This is a genomic window from Streptomyces sp. IBSBF 2435 (assembly GCF_036815005.1).
In the GTDB taxonomy this organism is placed as follows: Bacteria; Actinomycetota; Actinomycetes; order Streptomycetales; family Streptomycetaceae; genus Actinacidiphila.
Window position 1 is genome coordinate 12,727 of the sequence record NZ_JAJSYW010000047.1, and the last position, 23,669, is coordinate 36,395.

Here is a 23,669-nt window from a genome sequence, read left to right on the forward strand (position 1 = left end):
CGGTTACAGTGCGGGCGTGACGATCACCGGTGCGGGGACGAACGTACGGCCGCTGGCTCCCGGGCAGCGCGCCCGGCTGCTGGTCGGTGACATCGACGGCGGCGAGCCGCGGCTGGTCCACGAGACCGCGGACAGCGCCCTGGAGGCGCCCAACTGGTCGCCCGACGGCCGCTGGCTGGTCGTCAACCAGGACGGCCTGCTGCTGCGGATCCCCGCCGACGCCGCCCCCGGCGACGGCGTGCTGCCCGAGGTCATCGACACCGGCGGCATCACCGACGCCAACAACGACCACGTGCTGTCGCCGGACGGCGCCACCATCTACCTGTCGGCCGGCGACGGGCACATCCACGCGGTGCCCTTCACCGGCGGCCCCGCCCGCCGCGTCACCAACGACCACGCCCCTGGCCCCTTCCGCCACTTCCTGCACGGCGTCTCACCTGACGGGCTGACCCTGTCCTACGTCGGCGTCGAGCCCCACGGCGGTGACGAATGGGGCTACCGCAACATCTTCACCCTCCCGGCCGCCGGCGGCCCCGACACCCGGCTGACCGACAGCCCGGCCCCCGCGGACGGCCCGGAATTCACCCCGGACGGCGGCTGGATCCTCTTCAACTCCGAGCACGGCGCCACCGCCCCCGGTCACGCCCAGCTCTTCCGGATGCGCCCCGACGGCTCGGAGCTGACCCGGCTGACCTCCGACGAACGCGTCAACTGGTTCCCCCATCCCTCCCCCGACGGACGGCACATCCTCTACATCAGCTTCCCGCCCGGCACCGAGGGCCACCCCGCCGACCGCGACGTCGTCCTGCGACTCCTGGACTCCGCCGGCGGCCCGCCCCGCGACCTGCTCGCCTTCTTCGGCGGCCAGGGCAGCCTCAACGTCAACAGCTGGTCCCCCGACAGCCGCCGCTTCGCCTACGTCGACTACCCGGTCGGCGAGCCGTCGGACAGGTCCTAGGTGCGGCGCAGGATCACATAGCCGTCCTGAGCGGCTATCTGCGTGTACGTCGCGCCCGGGTGCAGCTGCGTGCCGTAGGTCACCGGGTCCGGCACCCATCCGCTGGAGTTGTCCAGCGCGATGTACTGGGGCACCACCCCGGTCGCACCGCCGACCCAGTAGACGGTGGTGCGGTGCACCAGCCGGCTGATCGGTCCGACGTTCGCCTCCACGGTGGCGCCGTCGGGTATCAGGTCCAGCAGCTTTTCCACCGACTTGGTGCGCGCGTCGACCTTGTAGGTGTCGCTGTGGCTGAGCGACGCCAGCGGCAGCGACAAGGTCAGCGCCATCGCCGCCCCGACGGCCGCGGCCGGCACCCCGGACGCGTACGACCGCAGCCACGGCCGCCGGCTCTGCCGGGAGCGGTCCGCCGCGTCCACGAGGGCCAGGAAGATCACCGGCATCAGCACCGCGCTGTAGTGCCAGGCCGTGCCCCAGTTCTCCGGGTAGTGCGACAGGAACCGCCAGCCGATGGTCGGCAGCGCCGCCACGATCAGCGGTGACCGCAGCGCCAGCAGCCCGCTGGTCGGCAGCAGTATCCACAGCAGGGTCCGCAGCGCGGTGCCGAACGGGACGTGCCCGGTCATCGTGCCGTCACCGTTGATGTGGTTGAACGCGTCGTAGCCGGGGCCGTGGAAGGCCGGGATCAGCACACCGAGGGCCAGCGCGGATGCCGCCACCCCGAAGCCCATCAGCCCGATCGCCCATGGTCCGTAACGCTGCGCGTCGCTCAGCGGCGCCTCCACCTGGTCACCTCCTTCCGGTGCCTCGTCCTTGTCCCCGTCCTTGTCCGCACCGGCCGACTGCTCCTCGTCCGGCGCCCCGGCCTGCGCCGGGACGGCCGCGTCGGGCACCCCGGTCTCCCGTGTTCGCCACCACACGATCGCGCCGATCGTCGCGGCCGTAACGCCCAGGTCCTCCTTGACCAGCACCAGCGGCAGCGCCCACCACATCGCGGCGCCCCAGCGCCTGCGGATCACCGCCTCCAGCGAGAAGGCCAGCAGCGGCATCGCGAAGGCGATCTCGTGGAAGTCGAAGTCGACCGCCCGCTGCACCCCCCACGACAGCCCGTACGCCGCGCCCACGGCCAGCCCGCGCCCCCGCCCGAGCAGCAGGCCGGCGCCCCGGGTGACCGGAACCACCGACAGCGCGAACAGCAGCGCCTGGGCCACCAGCAGCGTCGCCGGGGTCGGGAAGACCCGGTAGAAGGGCGCTATCAGTGCCGTGATCGGGCTGAAGTGGTCGCCGAGCGCATTGAACCCGGGGCCCTTCAGCGGTGTGGTCGGCGCCTGGAGGTGCGCGTAGCCGCGTACCGCCTGCTCGAAGATGCCCAGGTCCCACGACATCGTCAGCATCCGGCGATACCGGACCAGCGACAGCAGGACGTAGGCGACGAAGAAGACGACGCCCAGCAGATACGGGTCCGGCCGCACCCCCGCGAGGCGCAGTCTCAGCCCCGCAAGGCCGGCGGCGCCCGGTGAGGCGGCACGCGGCGCGGACTCGCCGCTCTGCTGGGGTATGACGGCCTCGGCCCTGTCCATCGTCGTCCTCCCGAGGAAGCGGGGTCGGGGTCTGCGGAAAAGATACGGGACGAGACTGTCCTCGCGGGACCCATGGGGAGGACCGGACCTTCGCCCACCTGTCCCGGTCCCCCCGCGGCCTGCCCTCCGTCCCGTACCCCGGTCCGCCCTTCTGCCCGCCTCCCCTGCCGGTCAGGGGCCGGGCGAGCCGGTCGTACGGGTCAGCCGGTCTTGGTCCACGCGCCGCAGCCGGATGTCTTGAAGTAGGCGTCGCCGCGGGCGATCGTGACCACGGACGCGCCGGTGACGTTGTCATTCGCGGATATCGAGTCCACCCCGTGCAGCGCGTCCTTGGCCCGCTCCCAGTAGCACGCGTCCCCGCCGCTGGTCTTGTACGTGCCGGCGGCTATGTCCGTGCCCACCTTGAACATGCCGTCGCCGGGCATCGACGTCTTCGGAGTGCCGGGTTTGTCGGCGCCGGCGGTGAACCAGTCCTTGCAGTCGGTCGTCTTGAAGATCTTGTCGGTCTTCTTGATCGTCACGTAGCTGCTGCCGGTCACGTTGTCGTTCGCCAGGATCGAGTCCACCTCGCCCTTGGCGTCCTTGGCCCGCTCCCAGTAGCACATGCCGTCGGCGTTCCCACTGGTCTTGTACGTGCCGGGCTGGATGTCGGTGCCGACCTGGAAGGTGCCGTCGCCCTTGAAGGCCGGCTTGGCGGCCGGCTTGTCCTCTTTCCTCTTGGCGGGCGCGGACGCGGGTGCGGACGAGGCGGCGGTGGTCGCCTTGCCGCCGGCCGGGCCGGAGGAGCCGGGCGAGGAAGCGGAACCGTCCGCAGGACCGCAGGCCGCCGCGCCGATCGTGAGGACGGCAGCGACGGTGCCCGCAGCGGCGAGCCGGACGAGAGACGACGTGGACATGGGAATTCCCCCCATTGCTCGGCGGGCCTCGATGACCCTGTGAACCGTTGTCACCATGAGAGCATCTGACTGTGAACTCAGTCAACAGTGATTCTCGAAAGAGTGATGTTCACGCCGTGAAGGGGTTCGACCACGCTCGCTGGGTATGCTCGCTCACACGAACACAGGCATCGCGGACGAGCGGGGAAGGAGAGGACCGTGCCCGAGCACGCGAGTGAGGTGACAGCGGCGGGAATCGCCAGGCTGGCCGGCGTCGGAAGGGCCGCCGTCAGCAACTGGCGCCGGCGCCACGACGACTTCCCCAGGCCCGTCGGCGGGTCCGACACCAGCCCCACCTACGAGTTGACCGCCGTCGAGCGCTGGCTCCACGACCAGGGCAAGCTGCCTTCCGTGCCGCTGCACGAGCGGTTGTGGCAGCGGGCCGGCAGCCACCCCGACGGTGTGCCGGCCGCGCTGCGCGTCGCGGGATCGATGCTGATGGTCTTCCAGGGGGACCCCGGCTTCTCGGTCAGCTACAGTGCCGCGTCCGACGACGAGTTGGCCGCCCGCCTGCCGGCCGACATGGAAAAGGCCCTGGCGGCGCGCTTCGGCCCGGAGCATCCAGTGCGGCTGCCTGACCGGATCGACGACGCCCTGCCCCTGCTGCGCACGACCGCGAAGTTCGCTCAGGACACCGGCCCGGCGCAGACCTACGAGTTCCTGTTCGGCCGCTATCTGGACGCCAATCCGCGGCAGTTCACCCTCACCCCGCAGGGACCGGCCGAGCTGATGGCCGCGCTCGTCGGCGACCGGCCAGGCAGTGTGCTCGATCCCGCCTGCGGCAGCGGAGCCCTGCTGCGCGCCTCGGCCGCCAGCGGGGCCGTGCACGGGCAGGAGATCGATCCCGAGCTGGCGTCGCTCACCGCGCTGCGGCTCGCGATCGGCTCCGACCCGGCCGTCCGTATCCGGGTCGGACCGGGCGACAGCCTGCGGCAGGACGCCTTCCGCGGGGTGACCGTCGACACCGTGCTGTGCCACCCGCCGTTCAACGACCGCAACTGGGGTTACGACGAGCTGGGTTACGACCCGCGCTGGGAGTACGGTTTCCCGGCCCGCACCGAGTCGGAGCTGGCCTGGCTGCAGCACTCCCTTGCCCATGTCCGCGACGGAGGCACCGTCGTGATGCTCATGCCTCCGGCCGCCGCGTCCCGCCGGTCCGGCCGCCGTGTGCGCGCCGACCTCTTGCGCCGCGGTGCGCTGCGCGCGGTCGTGGCGCTGCCCGCGGGAGCAGCTCCGCCGCACGGACTGCCGCTCCACCTGTGGGTGCTGCGCAAACCGGACCCCGATCGGCGGCCTCCGGCGGAGCTGCTGCTGTTCGACGCGGCCGGCATACCGGGACACGGGGCGGAGAAGGCGCCCTGGTACGCCGTCAGCGCGGCCGTCCTGGAGGCGTGGGCGGCGTTCGACCGGCACGGTACGGTGCAAGGCCGCCCCGGCGTCAGCCGCACACTGCCCGTCATCGAACTGCTCGACGACGACGTGGACGTGACCCCCGCCCGGCATCTGCCGCCAGCTGCCGCGGACGGCGGCGCCGCCGCGCTGGAGTCCGTGCGGGACCTGCTGGCGAAGACGCTGCGCCGGACCGCGGAGATAGCCCCGGCGCCTCCGGCGGCGGGGGAGCCCGCCCGCTGGCCGACCACGACCGTCGGCGAACTCGCCCGGGCCGGCGCCCTGGTGATGCGCGCGGGCGGCGGGGGCACCGCTCCCGTGGACGGTTCAGCGGCCCGCCACGCCGTGCTGACCGAGCACGACGTGGCCGCGGGCGGCGACCCGACAGGCCTGCTGCCGCCGGGCCGGCCGGACGGTTCCTTCGAGGAGCCGGTGCTTGTCGCGGAAGGCGACGTGGTGGTGCCGGTCCTGGGCGGCGGCGCGGTGGCCCGGGTGGTGGACGGTGCGACGGCCGGCGCCGCCCTGGGCCGCAACGTGTACCTGCTCCGTCCGGACACCACGGCCCTCGATCCGTGGTTCCTCGCCGGGTTCCTGCGCGGCACCGCCAACACCCGCCAGGCCAGCAGTTTCGCTTCGACATCCACCCGGCTCGACGTGCGCCGCCTGCAGGTGCCGCGGCTGCCACTGGCCGACCAGCGGCGGTACGGCGAGCGCTTCCGCACACTGGCGGCCTTCGAGGAGGCGCTGCGTCAGGCGACCCACCTGGGCGACCGACTTGTCCAGGGGCTCTACGACGGACTGACCGACGGCACGGTGCGGCCCGGGTAGTTGTCCACAGGCCGGGGCAGAAGCGGCGCCGCCTGTCCGTTGTGGCCGATACGCTCTCGACTAGTCATCCGCTTCGACGACCAGGAGCACCAGATGTACGGCCCCGGCATCGCCCCGCCGCAGCCCCGACCCGCCGCTCGCGGGAGCGTGATCTGGCTGCGCGTGCTCTTCACCGCTCTGCCGGTGCTGTCGCTCGGCTTCCTCGCCTGGGGTTCGCTGTTGCGGCTGGCGGTGGTGCGCCGGCACTCGCTGGACTGGGCGCTGATGGTGCTCGACATCGTGGCGATCATCATCGGCTACACACTGGTCGGGCTGGCCCACGACAACACCGACACCTGGCAGTCCAACGCCGGCACGCTGACCGTCCTGGTGTGCATGTTCGGCACCCCCGCCTATTACCTCGTCATGGACATCAGGCGGCGGGACAACCGGCCGGCCGGCTACGCGATGCCCGCCGGTTACGGGATGCCGAATCCGTACGCCACCGGGTACGGACCGATGCCCGGGCCGGTGCACGGGGGTCCGGCGCACGGCGGGATACCCCGGCCCGCGCCGATGCAGGCCCAGTCGCCCATGCCGACGCAGACGCCCACGCCCATGCCGACATCCACCCCGATGCCGACGTCCCCGCCCATGTCCGCGCAGACCCCCGTGCCGAACCGGCCGCCGGTGCCGCGGATCAACCAGGTGCGGGCGGAGCTGGACGAGTTGAGCGACTACCTCCGTAAGGAGGAGGGCCGGTGATCGGTCGGCTCATCGCCGGCCGGTACGAACTGGCCACCGTCATCGGCCAGGGCGGCATGGGCCAGGTGTGGACCGCCTACGACCGGCGGCTGGACCGCCGGGTCGCGGTGAAGCTGCTGCGGCCCGACAAGATCGCCGACGGCGCGGACGCCGACGAGCTGCGGCAGCGCTTCGACCGGGAGTGCCGGGTCACCGCCCAGGTCGACCACCCCGGCCTGGTGACCGTCCACGACGCCGGGGCGGACGGCGACGAGCTGTATCTGGTGATGCAGTACGTGGAGGGGGCCGACCTCGGCGACCATCTCGCCGAGCACGAGCCGTATCCGTGGCCGTGGGCCGTCGCAGTGGCCGCCCAGCTGTGCGCGGTGCTGTCCGCGGTCCACGCGGTGCCGATAGTGCACCGCGACCTCAAGCCGCGCAATGTGATGGTCCGGCCCGACGGCACGCTCACCGTGCTCGACCTGGGAGTCGCGTCGGTGATGGACACCGACACGACCCGGCTGACGCACACCGGTTCGCCGATCGGCAGCCCGGCGTACATGGCGCCGGAGCAGGCGATGGGCGGCGCGGTCGGGCCGCGCACCGACCTGTACGCGCTCGGCGTGCTGCTCCACGAACTGCTCAGCGGCAATGTCCCGTTCGCGGGCACCACGGCGCTCGGCGTGCTGCACCGGCATCTGTACGAGGCGCCCGTGCCGCTGCGCCAGCTGCGGCCCGAAGTGCCCGAGCCGCTGGAGTCCCTTGTGCTGCGGCTGCTCGCCAAGGACCCGCAGCACCGGCCGGCCGGTGCGCAGGACGTCTACCGCGAGCTGGCCGCGTTGCTGCCGCCCCCGGGCTCCGTGCACCGGGCGCCGGGCCCGCTGGACCCGACGCGGCCCTTTGTGCGGCCCCAGGCGCCCTGGCCCGACCAGGTCGTGGCGATGGCCCCGGCCGTGCCCCCGCCGCTGCCCCCGCGACCGGCGCACGCGCCGAAGGGCGCCGACCTGGCGACCGCCGTCGACGAGGTCAAGCGGCTGCTCGACGCGGGCCGGATCACCCAGGCCGTGGACCTGCTCGGCGGCATCATCCCGGCCGCCGCGGAGAAGCACGGCGAGCACTCGCCGGTCCTGCGCGCCCTGCGCAAGCAATATGCGGCGACACTGATGGAGGACGGCCAGTACCGCCGCGCGCTGCCCGAACTGCGTCGGCTGTCGGACCAGTTCGCCTCGCAGTACGGCGGCGCCGACCGCCAGGCGCTGCAGTTCCGCTACGAGGCGGCGCAGTGCCTGGAGCACCTCGGCGACCCCAGGGCGGCGCTGGCCGAATACCGCGTGCTGCTCCCGTACTTCGAGCGGTACGCCACCACCAGCCCCGGCACACCGCTGGACATCCGCCGCAGGACCGCCCATCTGCTGCTGTCCGTCGGCGACCGGGCCGCCGCCCGTGAGGTCCTCACCCGCCTCCTCTACGACGCCGACCGCGTCCACGGCCCGCACCACCCCTTCGCCACCGAGATCCGCAGAACGCTGTCCTGGCTCGGCCAGGTGCAGGGGTAGGCAGGGCGCGGGGCCAGGCGGGGGGAAGGGGGAGACGGGTCACTCCCGGCGCAGCACCACGTAGCCGCCCGCGTCCGCCACGGTCGTGTAGCGGGCGTGCGGGTGCAGTTGCAGGGCGTAGCCTGCCGGGTCCTCCAGCCACTTGGAGCGGTTCTCGAAGGCCAGGTAGTCCGGCGCCAGGCCGCCGGTCTGGCCGACCCAGTAGACGGTGGTGCGCCGCACCAGCCGGCTGAGCGGCCCGACGTTCGCCTCCACCGTCGCCCCGTCGGGGATGCGCGCGAGTGCCCTCTTGGCGGCCCTGGTGGGACCGTCGACCTCGTACGCGGCCCGGTGGCTCAGTCCGGCCAGCGGCAGTTGGGTGCACAGGGCGAGTGCGGCGCCGAGCATCACGGCCGGCAGCGCGCGGACGTGGGAGCGCAGCCACGGCGCCGCCCAGCGGCTTCCCGGAGCGGCGGCGCCGATCAGCGCGGCGCAGTCCACCGCGGCGAGGAAGACCACCGGCATCAGGACGGCGTTGTAGTGCCAGTCGGTGCCCCAGTTCTCCGGGTAGTGCGACAGGAAGCGCCAGCCGAGGGTCGGCACCACGACCAGCATCAGCGGCGAGCGCAGCGCGAGCAGTCCGCCGGCCGGCAGCAGGAGCCACAGCACGGTGCGCAGCGCGGTGACCGGCGGGACGTGGCCGGTGAGCGAACCGTCGCCGTTGATGTGGTTCAGCGCGTCGTAGCCGGCGCCGTGGAAGGCCGGGATGAGCCCCCCGACCTCCCAGGCCGACGCGACGGCCCCGAAGGCCGCCAGGCTCAGCGCCCAACTGCGGACGTGCCCGCCGCCCTTCGGGCCGCGTACCGTCTCGCGGCCTGCCCGCAGCCACACCACCGCGCCGATCATCGCGACCGCCGCCCCCATGTCCTCCTTGACCAGCACCAGCGGCGCCGCCCACCCGAGCGCCGTCCGCCAGCGCCGCCGCAGGACGGCTGCCAGCGAGAAGGCCAGCAGCGGCACGGCGAAGGCGATCTCATGGAAGTCGAAGTCCACTGCCCGCTGCACACCCCACGACAGCCCGTACGCGGCCCCCACCGCCAGTCCGCGGCTGCGGCCCAGCACCTGCGCCGCCGCCCGCGTCACGGGCACGACCGAGAGCGCGAACAGCAGCGCCTGGGCGACCAGCAGGGTCGCCGGGGTCGGGAGGGCCCGGTAGAAGGGCGCGATGAGGGCGGTGATGGGGCTGAAGTGGTCGCCGAGCACGTTGAAGCCCGGCCCCTTGAGGTCGGCGACGGGAGCGCGCAGGCGGGCGTAGCCGCGTACGGCCTGTTCGAAGATGCCCAGGTCCCACGACATCGTCTCCATGCGGCGGTAACGCGAAAGCGACAGCGCCGAGTAGAGGGCGAGGAAGCCTGCGGCGAGCAGCCACGGATCGAGACGGGCCGGCACCCCCACCCGCCGCCGTGCCGCCGCACCCGTCACAAATGCCGCGGGCACCGCGGGCGTCGCCCACTGCGCCGGCGCGGCAATGTCCCGCGCCCCGGACTCCTGGGCCGGCAATACGGCCTCCGCCCTGTCCCTGTCGCCGTCCATACGCGGGTCCTCTCTTCGCGTCGGCCGCCCCGCCGATGTCCACGGCTCGCCCGTTTCGCCCCGGTTCGGGGTGTCACCAGCTTGGCCGTGGCGGGGCCGGTCCTGACCGCGGCACGCCGACGCCGGTCCCCTCGTCGCAGTCGGCGGTACGAGGAGCGCGCCGGAGCCGTAGTCTCCGGCGGTGGGGGAAGGCAGTTGGCGAACTGTTTTTCCGCTCGTCGCAGCGGCTGTCACGGGGGGCCGTCCCACCTGCCCCGACCCCACATCCCGCCAGGACCCGCCCCGGGCTCCCGGCCGACCCTTGAGAGGCGCAGATGGCGCAGACAGCGCAGAAGAACGCCGGGACCACCGTCCGCACCCTGGTCTGCACGGCGGCCCTCGCCCTCGCCCTGGGCGGCACCCTCGCGGGCTGCAAGGACCCGACGGGCGGCGCGGCCACGAGCAGCGCCGCGCCGCCCGGAGCCGGAGCCACGGGCGCCCACGGCAGCGCCCTGGCGGCGGTCGACAGCCTCACAGTGAAGGGGCGGGCGCCGAAGACCGGCTACACCCGGGACAAATTCGGCGCGGCCTGGGCCGACACCGACCACAACCACTGCGACACCCGCGACGACATACTCAAGCGCGACCTGCGCCAGACGACGTTCCGCGACGGCGCCAAGAAGTGCATAGTGACCGCCGGCACCCTCGCCGATCCCTACACCGGCACGCGGATCACGTACACCCGCGGTGCGAGCAAGGTCGACATCGACCACGCCGTCGCACTTTCCGACGCCTGGCAGAAGGGCGCCCAGCAGTGGACGGCCGACAAGCGGCGGAATTTCGCCAACGACCCGCTCAACCTGCTGGCCGTCGACGCGTCCACCAACCGCCGCAAGAGCGACGGCGACACCGCCACCTGGCTGCCGCCGAACACCGCCTTCCGCTGCACCTATGTGGCGCGGCAGGTGGCGGTGAAGAAGAAGTACGGCGTATGGGTGACATCGGGCGAACGCGACGCCATGCGCAAGGTGCTGGGCGGCTGCCCCAAGGAGCCGCTGCCGGCCGGCTGACCTGTCACGGGACGGCGCGGGCACGCGGCGGGAACGGGGGTCCGGGGCCGGCTGTGCGGATCCTGTTGGTCCTAGTGCTGGATATCGGCGCCCCTGGATCAATATCCTCGTGCTCGATCATCACATCAGCATCGTGAGGCTTGTTCCCTGCCGGGAGGCACCCATGGTCCGCCGCCGCACCGCCGTCTCGATCGCCGCAGCCGCGCTGCTGCTGGCATCGCCCGCCCTCACCGCGTGCGGGTCGGGACCGGCGCAGCCAGGCGCCGCGGCCCTGATCGGCGACCAGAAGATCACCGTGTCCGCGCTCCAGCACAAGGTCAACGAGGTGCGGGCGGCGCAGGCCGCGTCGTCCCAGGCCGACCAGCAGAGCGCGGCAGGCGGTAAGCTGTCGACCCAGACGCTGAGCATGCTGGTGCAGAACACCGTCATCGAACGGGCCGCCGCCGACGCCAAGGTGACGGTCAGCGACGGCGAGGTGCAGCAGCAGCACGCCGCGGCGCTCCAGCAGTTCGGCGGGAGCGAGAAGGCGCTCGACGCGGCGCTGCTGCAGCAGTACGACATCGTGCCGGCCGGCGCCGACAGCTTCTTCCGCACCAACGCGCTGGTCGGCAAGCTGATCATGAGCCTGGGCTTCCAGCCGGGCAGCGACGGCGGGCAGACCGCGATCGTCGACGCCCTGTCCAAGACCGCGGACGAGCTGGGTGTGAAGATCAACCCGCGCTACGGCGCCTGGGACGCGAAGAAGGCGATCATCGGCGACGCCACCGACCCGTGGGTGGTCACCAGGACCCCGGGCGCGGCGGCGCCGGCGGCGTGACGCCGCTGTCCGACCCTCGCGGTACGTTCGAGGTGTGAACGACGACGACACCACGGGCGGCCCCGGCCGGCTGATCCTGCTCACCACCAGCCACCGCGTCGCGCCCGGCCAGCTGTCCTGGCCGGCGTGGCAGACGCTGCGCGGCGCCGACCGGGTGCTGTGCGCCGACCCCCGGCACCCGCAGCTGCCGTTCCTGCGGGAGGCGGGCGTGACCGTCGAAGTGGCCGCGCCCACCGGCCGGGAGCTGGCCGAGGCGACGGCGGGCGGCCGTACGGTGGTGTATCTGCCCGCGGGCGGCGGCGAGGGCGACCCGGCCGTCACCGGCGAGCTGGCCAGGCTCGGCGGCTCGGGGCGGGTCGCGATGCCCGACCTGGAACTGCTGCCCGGGTCGTACGACCTGCCCGGCGCCCGGCTGCTCGACCTGGTCCAGGTGATGGACCGGATCAGAGCCGAGTGCCCCTGGAGCAGCCTGCGCACCCACGAGGACCTGGCGAAGTACGGCATCGAGGAGATGTACGAGCTGGTCGAGGCGATCGAGGACGGCGACCGGGAGGCGGTCCGCGAGGAGCTGGGGGACGTCCTGCTCCAGGTGGTCTTCCACGCGGTGATCGCCGAGGGCCACCCGGAGGAGCCGTTCGGGATCGACGACGTGGCCGCCGGCCTGGTCGCCAAGCTGGTCCACCGGCACCCGCACATCTTCGGCGACGAGGTCGCCGAGACCCCCGAGCAGGTGCGGGCGAACTGGGTGCGGCTCAAAGGCGTCGAGAAGGCCCGCGACTCGGTCGCCGACGGCGTCCCGCTCGCGTCCCCCGCACTGGCGCTGGCGGCCAAGCTCGCCGGACGGGCGAGGGAGGCGGGCCTGCCGCAGCCGGTCACCCCGCCGGCCCCGCTCTACGACGACGAGACCGCCCTCGGCGACCACCTGCTGGCCGAGGCCGCCGCGGCCCAGTCGGCGGGCATCGACCCGGAGGCGGCCCTGCGCCACGCCGCACGGCGCTATCGCGCGGCCATACGCGAGGCGGAGACCGAGCCCGGCGCCGCGGCGCGGGCGCGGACCTCGGCGGCCGGGCGGGACGGGGCCGAGGGGTAGCGGCCGGTTCACGTACCGTCGGGGGATGACCGAATCCGCCGCCGTGCCCGAGCTTTTCACCTGGGAGTTCGCCACCGATCCCTACCCGGCCTACGCATGGCTGCGCGAGCACTCCCCGGTCCACCGCACGACGCTGCCCAGCGGCGTCGAGGCCTGGCTGGTCACCCGGTACGCGGACGCCCGGGAGGCGCTGGCGGACGCGCGGCTGAGCAAGAATCCGGTCCACCACGCGGGTTCGCCGGGCGCGCGCGGCAAGACCGGCATCCCGGGGGAGCGGAGCGCGGATCTGATGACGCATCTGCTCAACATCGATCCGCCCGACCACACCAGACTGCGCCGCCTCGTGTCCACGGCCTTCACCCCGCGCCGGGTTGCCCGCTTCGGACCGCGGGTGCAGCAGCTGACGGACCGTTTCGTGGACGGCTTCGCGGCCCGCGGCGAGGCGGACCTGATCCACGACTTCGCCTTCCCGCTGCCGATCTACGCGATCTGCGACCTGCTGGGGGTGCCGGCCGAGGACCAGGACGACTTCAGGGACTGGGCCGGGATGATGATCCGGCACGGCGGCGGTCCGCGCGGCGGTGTGGCGCGCTCGGTCAAGCGGATGCGGGCGTACCTCGTGGAGCTGATCCACCGTAAGCGCGCCGAGCTGACCGCCGGCACGGGCAGCGGCGTGGACGGCGGCCCGCCCGACGACCTGATCTCCGGGCTGATCAGGGCGAGCGACCACGGCGAGCACCTGACGGAGAACGAGGCCGCGGCAATGGCCTTCATCCTGCTGTTCGCCGGCTTCGAGACAACGGTCAACCTGATCGGCAACGGCATGCACACGCTGCTGACGCACCCGGGTCCGCGCGCCGAGCTGCAGGCGTCCCTGGGCCGCGGCGAGAGCGCCCTGCTGGAGAGCGCGGTCGAGGAACTGCTGCGCCACGACGGCCCGGTGGAGCTGGCGACCTGGCGCTACGCGACCACCGCGCTGACCGTCGGCGGGCAGCCCGTCGCGGCGGGCGACCCGGTCCTCGTGGTGCTCGCCGCCGCCGACCGCGATCCCGCGCGTTTCTCCGCGCCCGACGCCGTAAACCTCGCGCGGGCCGACAATCCGCATCTCGGGTACGGGCACGGCATCCACTACTGCCTCGGCGCCCCGCTGGCTCGGCTGGAGGCGAGGACCGCGCTGGCGACGCTGCTCACCCGGCTGCCCGACCTGCGGCTGGCCGCCGATCCCGGTGACCTGCGCTGGCGCGGCGGTCTGATCATGCGTGGGCTGCGGACCCTGCCGGTGGCGTTCACACCCGTGGCGCCGCACGGGAAGTGACCGTACGTCAGGGCCGTGACCGCGACGTGATGAGCGCTACATCGACTTGTGATCCCCTGGCCAACACCGCTACGTTCTGCGGTCAACGCGAGGCACGCTCGGCTCGCGGGACGCGCCGGACCCCACGGTGCGCGGCACTTGCCGGTGACGGCGGGACGCGCGGGCGCGTAAGGCTGTGAGGAAAGGCGACCGCATGCTCTCGTCAGGGAACGGCAGGCACCGACGTCCCCGCCAGGCCCCAGCGGCCATGGTGACGGTCGCGGCGACCGGCGCGGGACTCGCGCTGCCGCTGCTGGGAGCCGGCGCGGGCGCCGCGCACGCCACGGAGGCCGGCACCTGGGACAAGGTCGCGATGTGCGAGACCGGCGGCCTGTGGAACGCCGACACCCACAACGGCTTCTACGGCGGCCTCGCCATCACCCAGGACACCTGGAGCCAGTACGGCGGCACGGTCTACGCCTCGCGGCCCGACATGGCCTCCCGGGCGCAGCAGATAGCCGTGGCGGAGAAGATCCTGGCCGATCTCGGCCCCGACGCCTGGCCCGGCTGCGAGCAGGGCACCGGACTGGTCACGGACACCGGGACACCCGGCACCGGCCAGACCGGCACCGCCCGCCGTGCCGCCGGCCGCCGGCACGCCGACCACCGCGCCGCCGGCCGCCGGTACGCCGACCGACCCCGCCTCGGGCACGGTGACGCCCCCTGCGGCCGACCCCGCCGCGCCCACGCAGAGCGCTCCTCCCGCCGCCCCGTCGGACCCCGCGGACCCCGGTACCCCCACGGACGGGGGCGGGCGCCACGGGCGCCCGTACAGCCCTTCCGACGAGGCGCTGGCCGCGGCCGACCGGGCGACCCGCACCGAAACCACCGCGGTCACCGCGAACACCGCGGATGTCAACGAGACCGGCAACACCGGCAATACGGGCGCGAGCGCCGGTACGGACCCGGGTACGTACAAGGTGGGCGAGGGCGACTCGCTGTCCGGGATCGCCGCCGATCATGACGTCGCCGGTGGATGGGGTCAGCTGTACGACGCCAACCACCAAGTGATCGGCGACAATCCAAACCTCATCAAACCCGGACAGATCCTGAATCTCGGCTGAGCCGTGACCGCCGGAAGGTCGAACTTCCGTGCCGTACGGGCCGACTGACAAAACGGACGTACGGTACTTCCAGGTCGCGCGGCGATGTGACAAGGCTCTCTCCCCTCCTGTGACCGGCTGCTCGCTCCCTGCTGAAATCCGGCGTTCCGACCTGCGGATTCGTCCAGCCCCCGAATGCCGGACGGCAGTTGGCGCCCGAAACGCGAGTGTTTGTTCAACCGGGTCCGGTGTGCTTAACGTCTAAGCGCCCGCCACAGCGGGCCCCGTCGGAGCGGAACGCCGAGTCCTGCCGCCGCACCCACGGGAACAGTCGACGCGAAAGCGCCGCAGGCAGGAGCGGGGGACCCACGGTCTTCCGCCGGACCAGAGGCAGTACGCCGCGCGGCACGGACAGCACGCCGCTGCGACGCCCACGCCACCGGTCCGGCTCGGGGTGAAGCCGGTCATCCGTGTACGTACAGCGGGTGCCGGCCGGGCAACTCACGCCCGAACCCGACAGCTGACCTCGTAGGCGTCGGTGAGGAACACACACATGGGTAAGCACCGTCGCGCCTCAAAGATGGTCCGATTCGCCACGTTCGCCGGTGTCGCCGGTACCGCCATCGCCCTGCCGCTGATCGGCGCCACGTCCTCCTCGGCCGCTTCCGTGGCCACCTGGGACGCCGTCGCACAGTGCGAGTCCGGTGGCAACTGGTCGATCAACACCGGCAACGGCTACTACGGCGGCCTGCAGTTCTCGCAGTCCAGCTGGGAAGCGGCCGGCGGCCTGCAGTACGCCTCCCGCGCCGACCTGGCCACCAAGGACCAGCAGATCGCGGCCGCCGAGAAGCTGCTCGCCATCCAGGGCCCCGGCGCCTGGTCCTGCGCGTCGGCCGGCGGCCTGACGTCGGGCGGCCCGTCGCCCGACATCAACCCCGGCGGCTCGTCCTCCTCGTCGTCCAGCTCCACCTCGGCCAAGAAGACCACCCCGGCCAAGAAGACCGCCCCGGCGAAGAGCACGGCCAAGCCTGCCAAGGCCGCCAAGCCCGCCAAGCCCGCAAAGAACACCGCCACGGACTGGCAGCGGCACTCCGGCCACAAGGGTGACTACACCGTCGTGTCCGGCGACAGCCTGTCCGGCATCGCCGCGAGCCACCACGTGGCCGGCGGCTGGCACAAGCTCTTCGACCTCAACAAGGACAGCGTCAAGGACGCCGACCTGATCTTCCCGGGTCAGCACCTGCACCTCGGCTGACGGCTGATCACCGGCCTGCTGCCGGGTTGTCCACCGGCAGGATCACGGACCGATCCCCGGGCGTCACCCGGCTGACGCCCGGGTGATCCCCCGGGCGGGACCTCACCGGCCGGCCGGGTACGCGGCTCGCCTCCGGGCGCCGCGTACCCGGCCGGTTTTCCGTCTCAGGGGCCGGGCCGAGGACCGGTACGGATGCCCCAGGCGGTTAGGCTCGTCCCGGAAAAGACGAGAAGACATCATCTGAAGGAGACAACGTGCCGTCCATCGACGTCGTCGTAGCCCGGGAAATCCTCGACTCGCGAGGCAACCCCACCGTCGAGGTCGAGGTCGGCCTCGATGACGGCAGCACGGGCCGGGCCGCAGTGCCGTCCGGCGCTTCCACCGGCGCCTTCGAGGCCCTCGAACTCCGCGACGGCGACAAGAACCGCTACCAGGGCAAGGGCGTCGAGAAGGCCGTCCTCGCCGTGATCGAGCAGATCGGCCCGGAGCTGGTCGGCTACGACGCCACCGAGCAGCGGCTGATCGACCAGGCGATGTTCGACCTGGACGCCACTCCCGACAAGTCCTCGCTCGGCGCCAACGCCATCCTCGGCGTGTCGCTGGCGGTCGCGCACGCCGCCTCCGAGGCCTCCGACCTGCCGCTCTTCCGCTACCTCGGCGGCCCGAACGCGCATGTGCTGCCGGTCCCGATGATGAACATCCTCAACGGCGGATCGCACGCGGACTCCAACGTCGACATCCAGGAGTTCATGATCGCGCCGATCGGCGCGGAGTCCTTCTCCGAGGCACTGCGCTGGGGCGCCGAGGTCTACCACACCCTCAAGGGCGTGCTCAAGACCCGCGGCCTGTCCACGGGTCTGGGCGACGAGGGCGGGTTCGCGCCGAACCTCGGCTCCAACCGCGACGCGCTCGACCTGATCATCGAGGCGATCAAGCAGGCCGGCTACACGCCCGGCCAGGACATCGCGCTCGCCCTGGACGTGGCCGCCTCCGAGTTCTACAAGGACGGCAGTTACGACTTCGAGGGCAAGCAGCGCTCGGCCGCCGAGATGACCGAGTACTACGAGGAGCTGGTCGCGGCCTACCCGCTGGTCTCCATCGAGGACCCGCTGTTCGAGGACGACTGGTCGGGCTGGAAGGTCCTCACCGAGAAGCTCGGCGGCAAGGTGCAGATCGTCGGCGACGACCTGTTCGTCACCAACCCCGAGCGCCTGCAGAAGGGCATCGACAACGACACGGCCAACGCGCTGCTGGTGAAGGTCAACCAGATCGGCTCGCTGACCGAGACGCTGGACGCCGTCGAGCTGGCCCAGCGCAGCGGCTACAAGTGCATGATGTCGCACCGCTCGGGCGAGACCGAGGACGTCACCATCGCCGACCTGGCCGTCGCCACCAACTGCGGCCAGATCAAGACCGGTGCCCCGGCCCGCTCCGAGCGCGTCGCCAAGTACAACCAGCTGCTGCGTATCGAGGAGATCCTGGACGACGCGGCGGTCTACGCGGGCCGCAGCGCCTTCCCGCGCTTCAAGGGCTGACGCGCAGCGGCTGACGCCGCCGGGGGTCGGCCCCCGCGCCCGTACGTCCCCGCGCCCGGTCCCGTACCGTGCGGCGGGGACGTACCGGCGTCACGACAGGCGGGGCAGTATGTTCGTCCCCCGAGGACGTGCATGCGTCCCGCAGGACGTACGAGGGGAGCGACGGCGTGGGGTCCGACCGGTTCTCCACCACGGCCCGGCTCAAGGCCATGGGCCAGGAGGCGCAGGCGCGGGTCTACCGCGCCGCCGCGGCACGTCGGCCGGCCCGGCGCAACAGGCTCACCGGGCGGGCGGCGCTGCTCGCGCTGGTGCTGTGCGCCCTGGTGATCGCCCTGGCCTACCCGATGCGGCAGTACATCGCCCAGCGCTCCGACATCGCCGACCAGCGCCGCGAGGCGCAGCAGGCGCGGCAGAAGGTCGAGCAGCTGCGCGAGCAGAAGGCCCGCTGGCAGGACCCGGAGTACGTCCGCACCCAGGCCCGCACGCAGCTGCACTATGTGATGCCGGGTGAGAACGGCTATTCCGTGGCAAGCCCGGCGCCCACCGGCGGCTCCTCGGGCACGCGGCACAAGAGCGCGGGCAGTCCGGGCGACGGCGGCGGGCAGGCGGCGGCCGCCGCCCACCGCCCCTGGTACACGAACCTGTGGGACGGCGTGGACCATGCCGACGCCGCCGCACTGCCACGGCAGTGACGCCCCGCCGAGGGGCCGCCGCCGCAGCGCCGCCGGCAGCCCCGTAGACCCGCCGCCATCCCCACCGCCCGCAGACGGCCCTGAGACACAGAACGGCACATGGACATCTCCCAGGACAATCCCGCCCCCGCCACCGCCGCGGACGTCGCCGCGGTCAGGGCACAGCTCGGCCGGCCGCCTCGGGGCCTGCGCGCGGTCGCGCACCGCTGCCCCTGCGGCAATCCCGACGTCGTCGAGACCCGGCCCCGGCTGGAGGACGGCACGCCCTTCCCGACGCTGTACTACCTGACGTGTCCGCGGGCCGCCTCCGCGATCGGCACCCTGGAGGCCGACGGGGTGATGAAGGCGATGACCGCCCGCCTCGCCGAGGACCCGGACCTCGCTGCGGCCTATCGCGCCGCCCACGAGGACTACATCGCCCGCCGTGACGCCGTCGAGGTGCTCGGCGGATTCCCCAGCGCGGGCGGCATGCCCGACCGGGTGAAGTGCCTCCATGTGCTGGTCGGCCACTCGCTGGCCGCGGGGCCCGGCGTCAATCCGCTGGGCGACGAGGCGCTGGCGATGCTGCCCGACTGGTGGGCCAAGGGGCCGTGCGTCCCGCCGCAGGACGCCGCGGACGCCGGCGGCGCCGAGAGCACCGCTACGGGCGAGGAGGCCTCGTGACGACCAGGGTCGCCGCCGTCGACTGCGGCACGAACTCGATCCGGCTGCTGGTCGCCGACGTGGACCCGGCGACCGGTGCGCTGGAGGACCTGGACCGGCGGATGCGGATCGTCCGGCTCGGCCAGGGCGTGGACCGCACCGGGCGGCTGGCGCCCGAGGCGCTGGAGCGGACCTTCGCCGCCTGCCGCGAATACGCCGAGGTGATCCGGCACCACGGCGTCCCGGCCGTCAATGTCCGCTTCGTCGCCACGTCGGCATCGCGCGACGCGGAGAATCGCGACGACTTCGTGCGGGGCGTGGTGGAACTGCTGGGCGTCGAGCCGGAGGTGGTCAGCGGCAGCCAGGAGGCGGCGCTGTCCTTCACCGGCGCCACCCGTGAACTGACCGGGGACCACGGTCTGCTGACGCCGTACCTGGTGGTCGACATCGGCGGCGGTTCGACGGAATTCGTGCTCGGCTCGGACACGGTGGAGGCGTCGAGGTCGGTCGATGTGGGCTGCGTCAGGATGACGGAGCGTCACATCGTGCGGGACGGCGGGCCGGCGGACCCGCCGACGCCCGAGATCGTCGCGGCGATGACCGCCGACATCGACGCGGCCCTTGCCGAGGTGTGCAGAACCGTCCCCATGGACCGCGCCCGTACGCTCGTCGGACTGGCCGGCTCGGTCACCACGGTCGCCGCCGTCGCGCTGGGCCTGCCGGCGTACGACCCCGAGGCGATCCATCACGCCAGGATCAGCCTCGACCAGGTCAGAGCCGTCAGCGGGCAGCTTCTGGCGGCCACCCACGCCGAGCGCGCGGCCATCCCGGTCATGCACGAGGGACGGGTCGACGTGATCGGTGCGGGCGCGCTGGTGCTGCTGCGGATCATGGAGCGGGCCGGCGCCGAGGAGGTCGTGGTGAGTGAGCACGACATCCTCGACGGCATCGCTTTCGCGGCGGCCGGCCGGTCCGGGCAGCAAGCTTTGTGAAACTCTTCACATGAAGTTCCCGTCCCGCGGCCCAATTTTCCAAGGTGTGAGACCGGGGGACCCCCAGAATCCTTGGCCATGGCGTGTTTCGGCGGTGTGACAAGCACTCGGCCGGCGGTTGAACGCCGCAAGATCCGCCCTGATCAGCGCCCGGTGCCCCGGTGCCGGGCGCTTCTTGGCGGGTACGGGTCACGTCCTGCCTGGTCGCGAAACCGCGCAGGGTAGCACAGGGTATGCACCCCCTTGTGAAGGGGCTCACGAGGTACCCCTCCGAAGGTGCTGGATACTCGATGCATGAGCACCACGGAGCGTCCACGGATCCTCGTAGTAGGCGGCGGTTACGTCGGCCTGTACGCGGCGCGTCGCATCATGAAGAAGATGCGGTACGGCGAGGCGACCGTCACGGTCGTCGACCCGCGCTCGTACATGACGTACCAGCCCTTCCTTCCCGAGACGGCAGCAGGCAGCATCTCCCCGCGTCACGTCGTCGTCCCGCTGCGGCGCGTGCTGCCCGGGGCCGAGGTGCTGACCGGGCGGGTCGTCGACATCGACCAGGACCGCAAGGTCGCCACGGTCGCGCCGCTGGTCGGGGAGTCCTACCAGCTGCCCTTCGACTACCTGGTGATGGCGCTCGGCGCGGTCTCCCGGACCTTCCCGGTCCCCGGCCTCGCCGAGAACGGCATCGGCATGAAGGGTGTCGAGGAGGCGATCGGCCTGCGCAACCACGTGCTGGAGCAGCTGGACAAGGCCGACTCCACGACCGACGAGGATGTCCGCCGCAAGGCGCTGACCTTCGTCTTCGTGGGCGGTGGCTTCGCGGGCGCGGAGACCATCGGCGAGGTCGAGGACATGGCGCGCGACGCGGCCAGGTACTACCCGAACGTGAAGCGCGAGGACATGCGCTTCATCCTGGTCGACGCCGCTGACAAGATCCTTCCCGAGGTCGGCCCGCAGCTGGGCAAGTGGGGCCTGGAGCACCTCCAGGAGCGCGGTATCGAGGTCTACCTCAGCACGTCGATGAAGTCCTGCGTGGACAAGCACGTGGTGCTCGCCAACGGCCTGGAGGTCGACGCCTCCACCATCGTGTGGACGGCGGGCGTGAAGCCCAACCCGGCGCTGGCGAAGTTCGGCCTGCCGCTCGGCCCGCGCGGCCACGTGGACACCGCCCCGACGCTCCAGGTGCGCGGCACCGACTACATCTGGGCCGCGGGCGACAACGCCCAGATCCCGGACCTCGCCGCGGGCGAGGGCGCGTGGTGCCCGCCGAACGCCCAGCACGCGCTGCGCCAGGCCAAGGTGCTCGGCGACAATGTGATCTCCGGGCTGCGCGGCTTCCCGCAGCAGGAGTACAAGCACGCCAACAAGGGCGCGGTCGCCGGTCTCGGACTGCACAAGGGCGTCGCGATGATCGTGGTCGGCAAGGCCAGGATCAAGGTCAAGGGCCGGCTCGCCTGGTACATGCACCGCGGCTACCACGGCATGGCGGTGCCGACCTGGAACCGCAAGATCCGGGTCTTCGCCGACTGGACGCTGGCGATGTTCCTCAAGCGCGAGGTCGTCTCGCTGGGCGCCATCGAGAACCCCCGCGAGGAGTTCTACGAGGCCGCCCGCCCGGCCCCGGCTCCGGCCTTGGTCCAGCAGCCCAAGGCCGCCGAGACCGAGAAGGCCGGCGCGGCCTGACCCGACACGCGGCCCGTGCCGCGCCGTCCGCAACGCCGTAAGGGCGCCCGCCATCCGTGGTGCGGGCGCCCTTACGGCGTCCCGGGGCGGCCCGGCAACCGCCGTCCGGGCGAAGTGCGTGTATCCGCAACGTAGATTCACGGGTCAACGGCGCCTTTCAGTCGTACGCTCAGATGCATGGCTGACGCGGCTCACCGCCTCTTCGAACTCGCCGAACACGCCCTCTCCAGACCGTTCCCGTTGCGCGTGCGCGCCTGGGACGGCAGTGAGGCCGGGCCGGCCGGCGCACCTGTCCTGGTCCTGCGCCGGCGCCGTGCGCTGCGCCGGCTGCTGTGGCGGCCCGGTGAGCTGGGCCTGGTCCGCGGCTGGGTCTCCGGCGACCTCACGGTGGACGGCGACCTCTACGAGGCGCTCGGCCGGCTTTCGGGGCTGCTGTGGGAGCGGGACGAGCCGGATCCGGGGGCCGGCGGCGCCCTGGGGACCGCCCGCCGCCTCGCGGACCTCCTGGGCGATCCGGGCAGCTACCGCCTCGCGCGCGAGGCGCTGGCGCTGGCGGGCCCGGGACTGCCGCCCGCGCCGCCGCCCGAGGAGGTGCGCAGGCGCACCGGGATCGCCCACACCCGGCGCCGCGACAAGGCGGCCATCGCCCACCACTACGACGTCGGCAACGACTTCTACGCGCTGCTGCTCGGCCCGAGCATGGTGTATTCCTGCGCCGTGTGGCCGGAGAAGGACACCACCTTGGAGGCGGCGCAATATGCCAAGCTCGACCTGGTCTGCCGCAAACTGAGCCTGCGTGCGGGGCAGCGGCTGCTGGACGTCGGATGCGGCTGGGGCTCGATGGTGCTGCACGCCGCCGAGCACTACGGCGTCCACGCCACCGGCATCACCCTGTCCGCCGAGCAGGCCGCCTTCGCCCGCAAGCGCGTCGCGGAGGCCGGGCTGACCGGCCGGATCGACATCCGGGTGCAGGACTACCGCGACGTCACCGACGGCCCCTACGACGCGATCTCGTCCATCGGCATGGCCGAGCACGTCGGCAGCGAGCGCTATCTGGAGTACGCCCGCACGCTGTACGGCCTGCTGCGGCCCGGCGGCCGGCTGCTCAACCACCAGATCGCCCGGCGGCCGATGCGCGACGAGGAGGCGTACCGCATCGACGAATTCATCGACCGCTACGTCTTCCCCGACGGTGAGCTCTCGCCGGTCGGCGCGACCGTCGCCCGGCTGGAGGAGGCCGGCTTCGAGGTGCGGGACGTGGAGGCGCTGCGTGAGCACTACGCGCGCACCCTGCGGGCCTGGGTGACCAACCTGGAGGCGCACTGGGACGAGGCCGCCCGGGCGACCACGGCCGGCCGGGCCAGGGTCTGGCAGTTGTACATGGCGGCGTCGGCGCTTTCATTCGAGCGCAACCGGATCGGGGTCAACCAGGTGCTCGCGGTCCGCACGGACCCGGACGGCACATCGGGCATGCCGCCGACCCGCGGCGGCTGGCTGTCCTAGCCGCGGCACCGCACCGGCCTGCCGCAGTACCGGACAGGCCGTCATGGCGTATTCCAGCCGCTCGGGAGAGCGATTTCGCGTCACTTGTGCGGGGCAACTATTGACGCGGGGTTGACGGCCTGGGCAGCCGGGCTGTCCTCATTCGACCGCTGATGAGACGTCAGTGACCCCTAAAATAAGACAACCTGACAACTCAGGCGCCCTGTTCGGATCCGCCGTCCCCGATACGCTTTTCTCTGCGCCCCGCCGGCCCGGATGGTGGAACGCAGACACGGCGAGCTTAAACCTCGCTGCCCCGTCGTGGGCGTGCCGGTTCAAGTCCGGCTCCGGGCACTTACCGCCAGTTGGCTGGCCTGCGAGAAGGGCGGGAAGGGCGCGAAAGCGCCCGTGAACACGCCTGACCCGGATGCACGGTGGGAGCCCCGGCCTTCCCGTTCCACCCCTCGCGGTGCCCCTCCCGCGCGGCTTCCCGCGCC

The 23,669-nt window shown here is 72.5% G+C and carries 19 protein-coding genes, 1 tRNA gene, 1 pseudogene and 1 riboswitch; of the genes and pseudogenes, 18 read left to right on the forward strand and 3 right to left on the reverse strand.

Annotated features, from left to right (window positions below; all coding sequences use genetic code 11):
- Positions 1-16: 16 nt before the first annotated feature.
- Positions 17-958 carry a TolB family protein gene (locus tag V7E46_RS12135; protein ID WP_333768430.1) on the forward strand — a complete coding sequence of 314 codons (942 nt, stop codon included), beginning with the start codon at positions 17-19 and terminating at the stop codon, positions 956-958.
- Here V7E46_RS12135 and V7E46_RS12140 read toward each other — a convergent pair.
- Together V7E46_RS12140 and V7E46_RS12145 are read right to left on the reverse strand one after the other, a co-directional pair.
- Positions 955-2,538: a DUF2079 domain-containing protein gene (locus V7E46_RS12140; RefSeq protein WP_333768431.1), complete on the reverse strand. Its 1,584-nt coding sequence runs from the start codon at positions 2,536-2,538 to the stop codon at positions 955-957. The genes V7E46_RS12135 and V7E46_RS12140 overlap by 4 nt on opposite strands.
- 200 nt (positions 2,539-2,738) lie before the next feature.
- Positions 2,739-3,434: a hypothetical protein gene (locus tag V7E46_RS12145; protein WP_333768432.1), complete on the reverse strand. Its 696-nt coding sequence runs from the start codon at positions 3,432-3,434 to the stop codon at positions 2,739-2,741.
- 198 nt (positions 3,435-3,632) lie between these two features.
- On the opposite strand from V7E46_RS12145, the gene V7E46_RS12150 reads away from it, so the two are divergent.
- The 3 genes from V7E46_RS12150 (at position 3,633) to V7E46_RS12160 (ending at position 7,969) form a co-directional block, all read left to right on the forward strand.
- Complete coding sequence (locus V7E46_RS12150) at positions 3,633-5,690, forward strand: N-6 DNA methylase (protein WP_333768433.1); 2,058 nt, start codon at positions 3,633-3,635, stop codon at positions 5,688-5,690.
- Positions 5,691-5,783: 93 nt separating this feature from the next.
- Entirely contained in the window at positions 5,784-6,434 is a 651-nt protein-coding gene (locus tag V7E46_RS12155; RefSeq protein ID WP_333768434.1) for a hypothetical protein, read from the forward strand.
- Between the two features lie 56 nt (positions 6,435-6,490).
- A complete protein-coding gene (locus tag V7E46_RS12160; RefSeq protein ID WP_443054134.1) occupies positions 6,491-7,969 on the forward strand; it encodes a protein kinase domain-containing protein in 1,479 nt (492 codons plus the stop codon).
- Positions 7,970-8,008: 39 nt separating this feature from the next.
- Here V7E46_RS12160 and V7E46_RS12165 read toward each other — a convergent pair whose 3' ends face one another.
- Positions 8,009-9,541, reverse strand: a complete 1,533-nt coding sequence (locus V7E46_RS12165; RefSeq protein ID WP_333768436.1) for a DUF2079 domain-containing protein — start codon at positions 9,539-9,541, stop codon at positions 8,009-8,011.
- Between the two features lie 314 nt (positions 9,542-9,855).
- Between V7E46_RS12165 and V7E46_RS12170 the strand changes: the two genes are divergently transcribed.
- The 14 genes and pseudogenes from V7E46_RS12170 to V7E46_RS12235 all read left to right on the forward strand — a co-directional run bounded on the left by V7E46_RS12170 (position 9,856) and on the right by V7E46_RS12235 (position 23,526).
- Positions 9,856-10,590: an HNH endonuclease family protein gene (locus tag V7E46_RS12170; RefSeq protein WP_333768437.1), complete on the forward strand. Its 735-nt coding sequence runs from the start codon at positions 9,856-9,858 to the stop codon at positions 10,588-10,590.
- 163 nt (positions 10,591-10,753) lie between these two features.
- Complete coding sequence (locus V7E46_RS12175) at positions 10,754-11,407, forward strand: SurA N-terminal domain-containing protein (protein ID WP_333768438.1); 654 nt, start codon at positions 10,754-10,756, stop codon at positions 11,405-11,407.
- A gap of 34 nt (positions 11,408-11,441) precedes the next feature.
- Positions 11,442-12,497 (forward strand): nucleoside triphosphate pyrophosphohydrolase, encoded by a 1,056-nt coding sequence (locus V7E46_RS12180; protein ID WP_333768439.1) that lies wholly within the window; start codon positions 11,442-11,444, stop codon positions 12,495-12,497.
- Between the two features lie 25 nt (positions 12,498-12,522).
- Entirely contained in the window at positions 12,523-13,812 is a 1,290-nt protein-coding gene (locus V7E46_RS12185; RefSeq protein WP_333768440.1) for a cytochrome P450 family protein, read from the forward strand.
- 352 nt (positions 13,813-14,164) lie between these two features.
- Positions 14,165-14,302: pseudogene (locus V7E46_RS12190) on the forward strand (transglycosylase family protein); the annotation flags it as partial.
- 127 nt (positions 14,303-14,429) lie between these two features.
- A complete protein-coding gene (locus tag V7E46_RS12195; protein WP_333768441.1) occupies positions 14,430-14,915 on the forward strand; it encodes a LysM peptidoglycan-binding domain-containing protein in 486 nt (161 codons plus the stop codon).
- A 312-nt stretch (positions 14,916-15,227) separates the two neighbouring features.
- Positions 15,228-15,444: riboswitch (cyclic di-AMP (ydaO/yuaA leader) on the forward strand.
- 3 nt (positions 15,445-15,447) lie between these two features.
- Complete coding sequence (locus V7E46_RS12200; protein ID WP_333768442.1) at positions 15,448-16,149, forward strand: transglycosylase family protein; 702 nt, start codon at positions 15,448-15,450, stop codon at positions 16,147-16,149.
- Between the two features lie 254 nt (positions 16,150-16,403).
- Positions 16,404-17,684: a phosphopyruvate hydratase gene (gene eno / locus V7E46_RS12205; RefSeq protein WP_329178435.1), complete on the forward strand. Its 1,281-nt coding sequence runs from the start codon at positions 16,404-16,406 to the stop codon at positions 17,682-17,684.
- A 167-nt stretch (positions 17,685-17,851) separates the two neighbouring features.
- A complete protein-coding gene (locus V7E46_RS12210) occupies positions 17,852-18,376 on the forward strand; it encodes an FtsB family cell division protein (protein ID WP_333768443.1) in 525 nt (174 codons plus the stop codon).
- 99 nt (positions 18,377-18,475) lie between these two features.
- The gene (locus V7E46_RS12215; protein ID WP_329178438.1) at positions 18,476-19,039 is read left to right on the forward strand and encodes a DUF501 domain-containing protein; all 564 of its coding nucleotides are present in this window, start codon (positions 18,476-18,478) and stop codon (positions 19,037-19,039) included.
- Positions 19,036-20,010 carry a Ppx/GppA phosphatase family protein gene (locus V7E46_RS12220; protein WP_333768444.1) on the forward strand — a complete coding sequence of 325 codons (975 nt, stop codon included), beginning with the start codon at positions 19,036-19,038 and terminating at the stop codon, positions 20,008-20,010. Before V7E46_RS12215 ends, V7E46_RS12220 begins: the two co-directional genes overlap by 4 nt.
- A 294-nt stretch (positions 20,011-20,304) precedes the next feature.
- On the forward strand, positions 20,305-21,690 hold the full coding sequence (locus V7E46_RS12225; RefSeq protein WP_333768445.1) for an NAD(P)/FAD-dependent oxidoreductase: 1,386 nt from the start codon (positions 20,305-20,307) through the stop codon (positions 21,688-21,690).
- Between the two features lie 177 nt (positions 21,691-21,867).
- Positions 21,868-23,193 (forward strand): cyclopropane-fatty-acyl-phospholipid synthase family protein, encoded by a 1,326-nt coding sequence (locus tag V7E46_RS12230; protein WP_333768446.1) that lies wholly within the window; start codon positions 21,868-21,870, stop codon positions 23,191-23,193.
- Between the two features lie 249 nt (positions 23,194-23,442).
- Positions 23,443-23,526: transfer RNA gene (locus tag V7E46_RS12235), tRNA-Leu, on the forward strand.
- Positions 23,527-23,669: the final 143 nt, after the last annotated feature.

Bases quoted from the DNA above. Each gene is read 5' to 3' on its own strand.
- V7E46_RS12140 (WP_333768431.1), bottom strand. From the start codon at position 2,538: ATGGACAGGGCCGAGGCCGTCATACCCCAGCAGAGCGGCGAGTCCGCG.
- V7E46_RS12145 (WP_333768432.1), bottom strand. From the start codon at position 3,434: ATGTCCACGTCGTCTCTCGTCCGGCTCGCCGCTGCGGGCACCGTCGCT.
- V7E46_RS12155 (WP_333768434.1), top strand. From the start codon at position 5,784: ATGTACGGCCCCGGCATCGCCCCGCCGCAGCCCCGACCCGCCGCTCGC.
- V7E46_RS12160 (WP_443054134.1), top strand. From the start codon at position 6,491: ATGGGCCAGGTGTGGACCGCCTACGACCGGCGGCTGGACCGCCGGGTC.
- V7E46_RS12165 (WP_333768436.1), bottom strand. From the start codon at position 9,541: ATGGACGGCGACAGGGACAGGGCGGAGGCCGTATTGCCGGCCCAGGAG.
- V7E46_RS12170 (WP_333768437.1), top strand. From the start codon at position 9,856: ATGGCGCAGACAGCGCAGAAGAACGCCGGGACCACCGTCCGCACCCTG.
- V7E46_RS12175 (WP_333768438.1), top strand. From the start codon at position 10,754: ATGGTCCGCCGCCGCACCGCCGTCTCGATCGCCGCAGCCGCGCTGCTG.
- V7E46_RS12185 (WP_333768440.1), top strand. From the start codon at position 12,523: ATGACCGAATCCGCCGCCGTGCCCGAGCTTTTCACCTGGGAGTTCGCC.
- V7E46_RS12200 (WP_333768442.1), top strand. From the start codon at position 15,448: ATGGGTAAGCACCGTCGCGCCTCAAAGATGGTCCGATTCGCCACGTTC.
- V7E46_RS12215 (WP_329178438.1), top strand. From the start codon at position 18,476: ATGGACATCTCCCAGGACAATCCCGCCCCCGCCACCGCCGCGGACGTC.
- V7E46_RS12225 (WP_333768445.1), top strand. From the start codon at position 20,305: ATGAGCACCACGGAGCGTCCACGGATCCTCGTAGTAGGCGGCGGTTAC.
- V7E46_RS12230 (WP_333768446.1), top strand. From the start codon at position 21,868: ATGGCTGACGCGGCTCACCGCCTCTTCGAACTCGCCGAACACGCCCTC.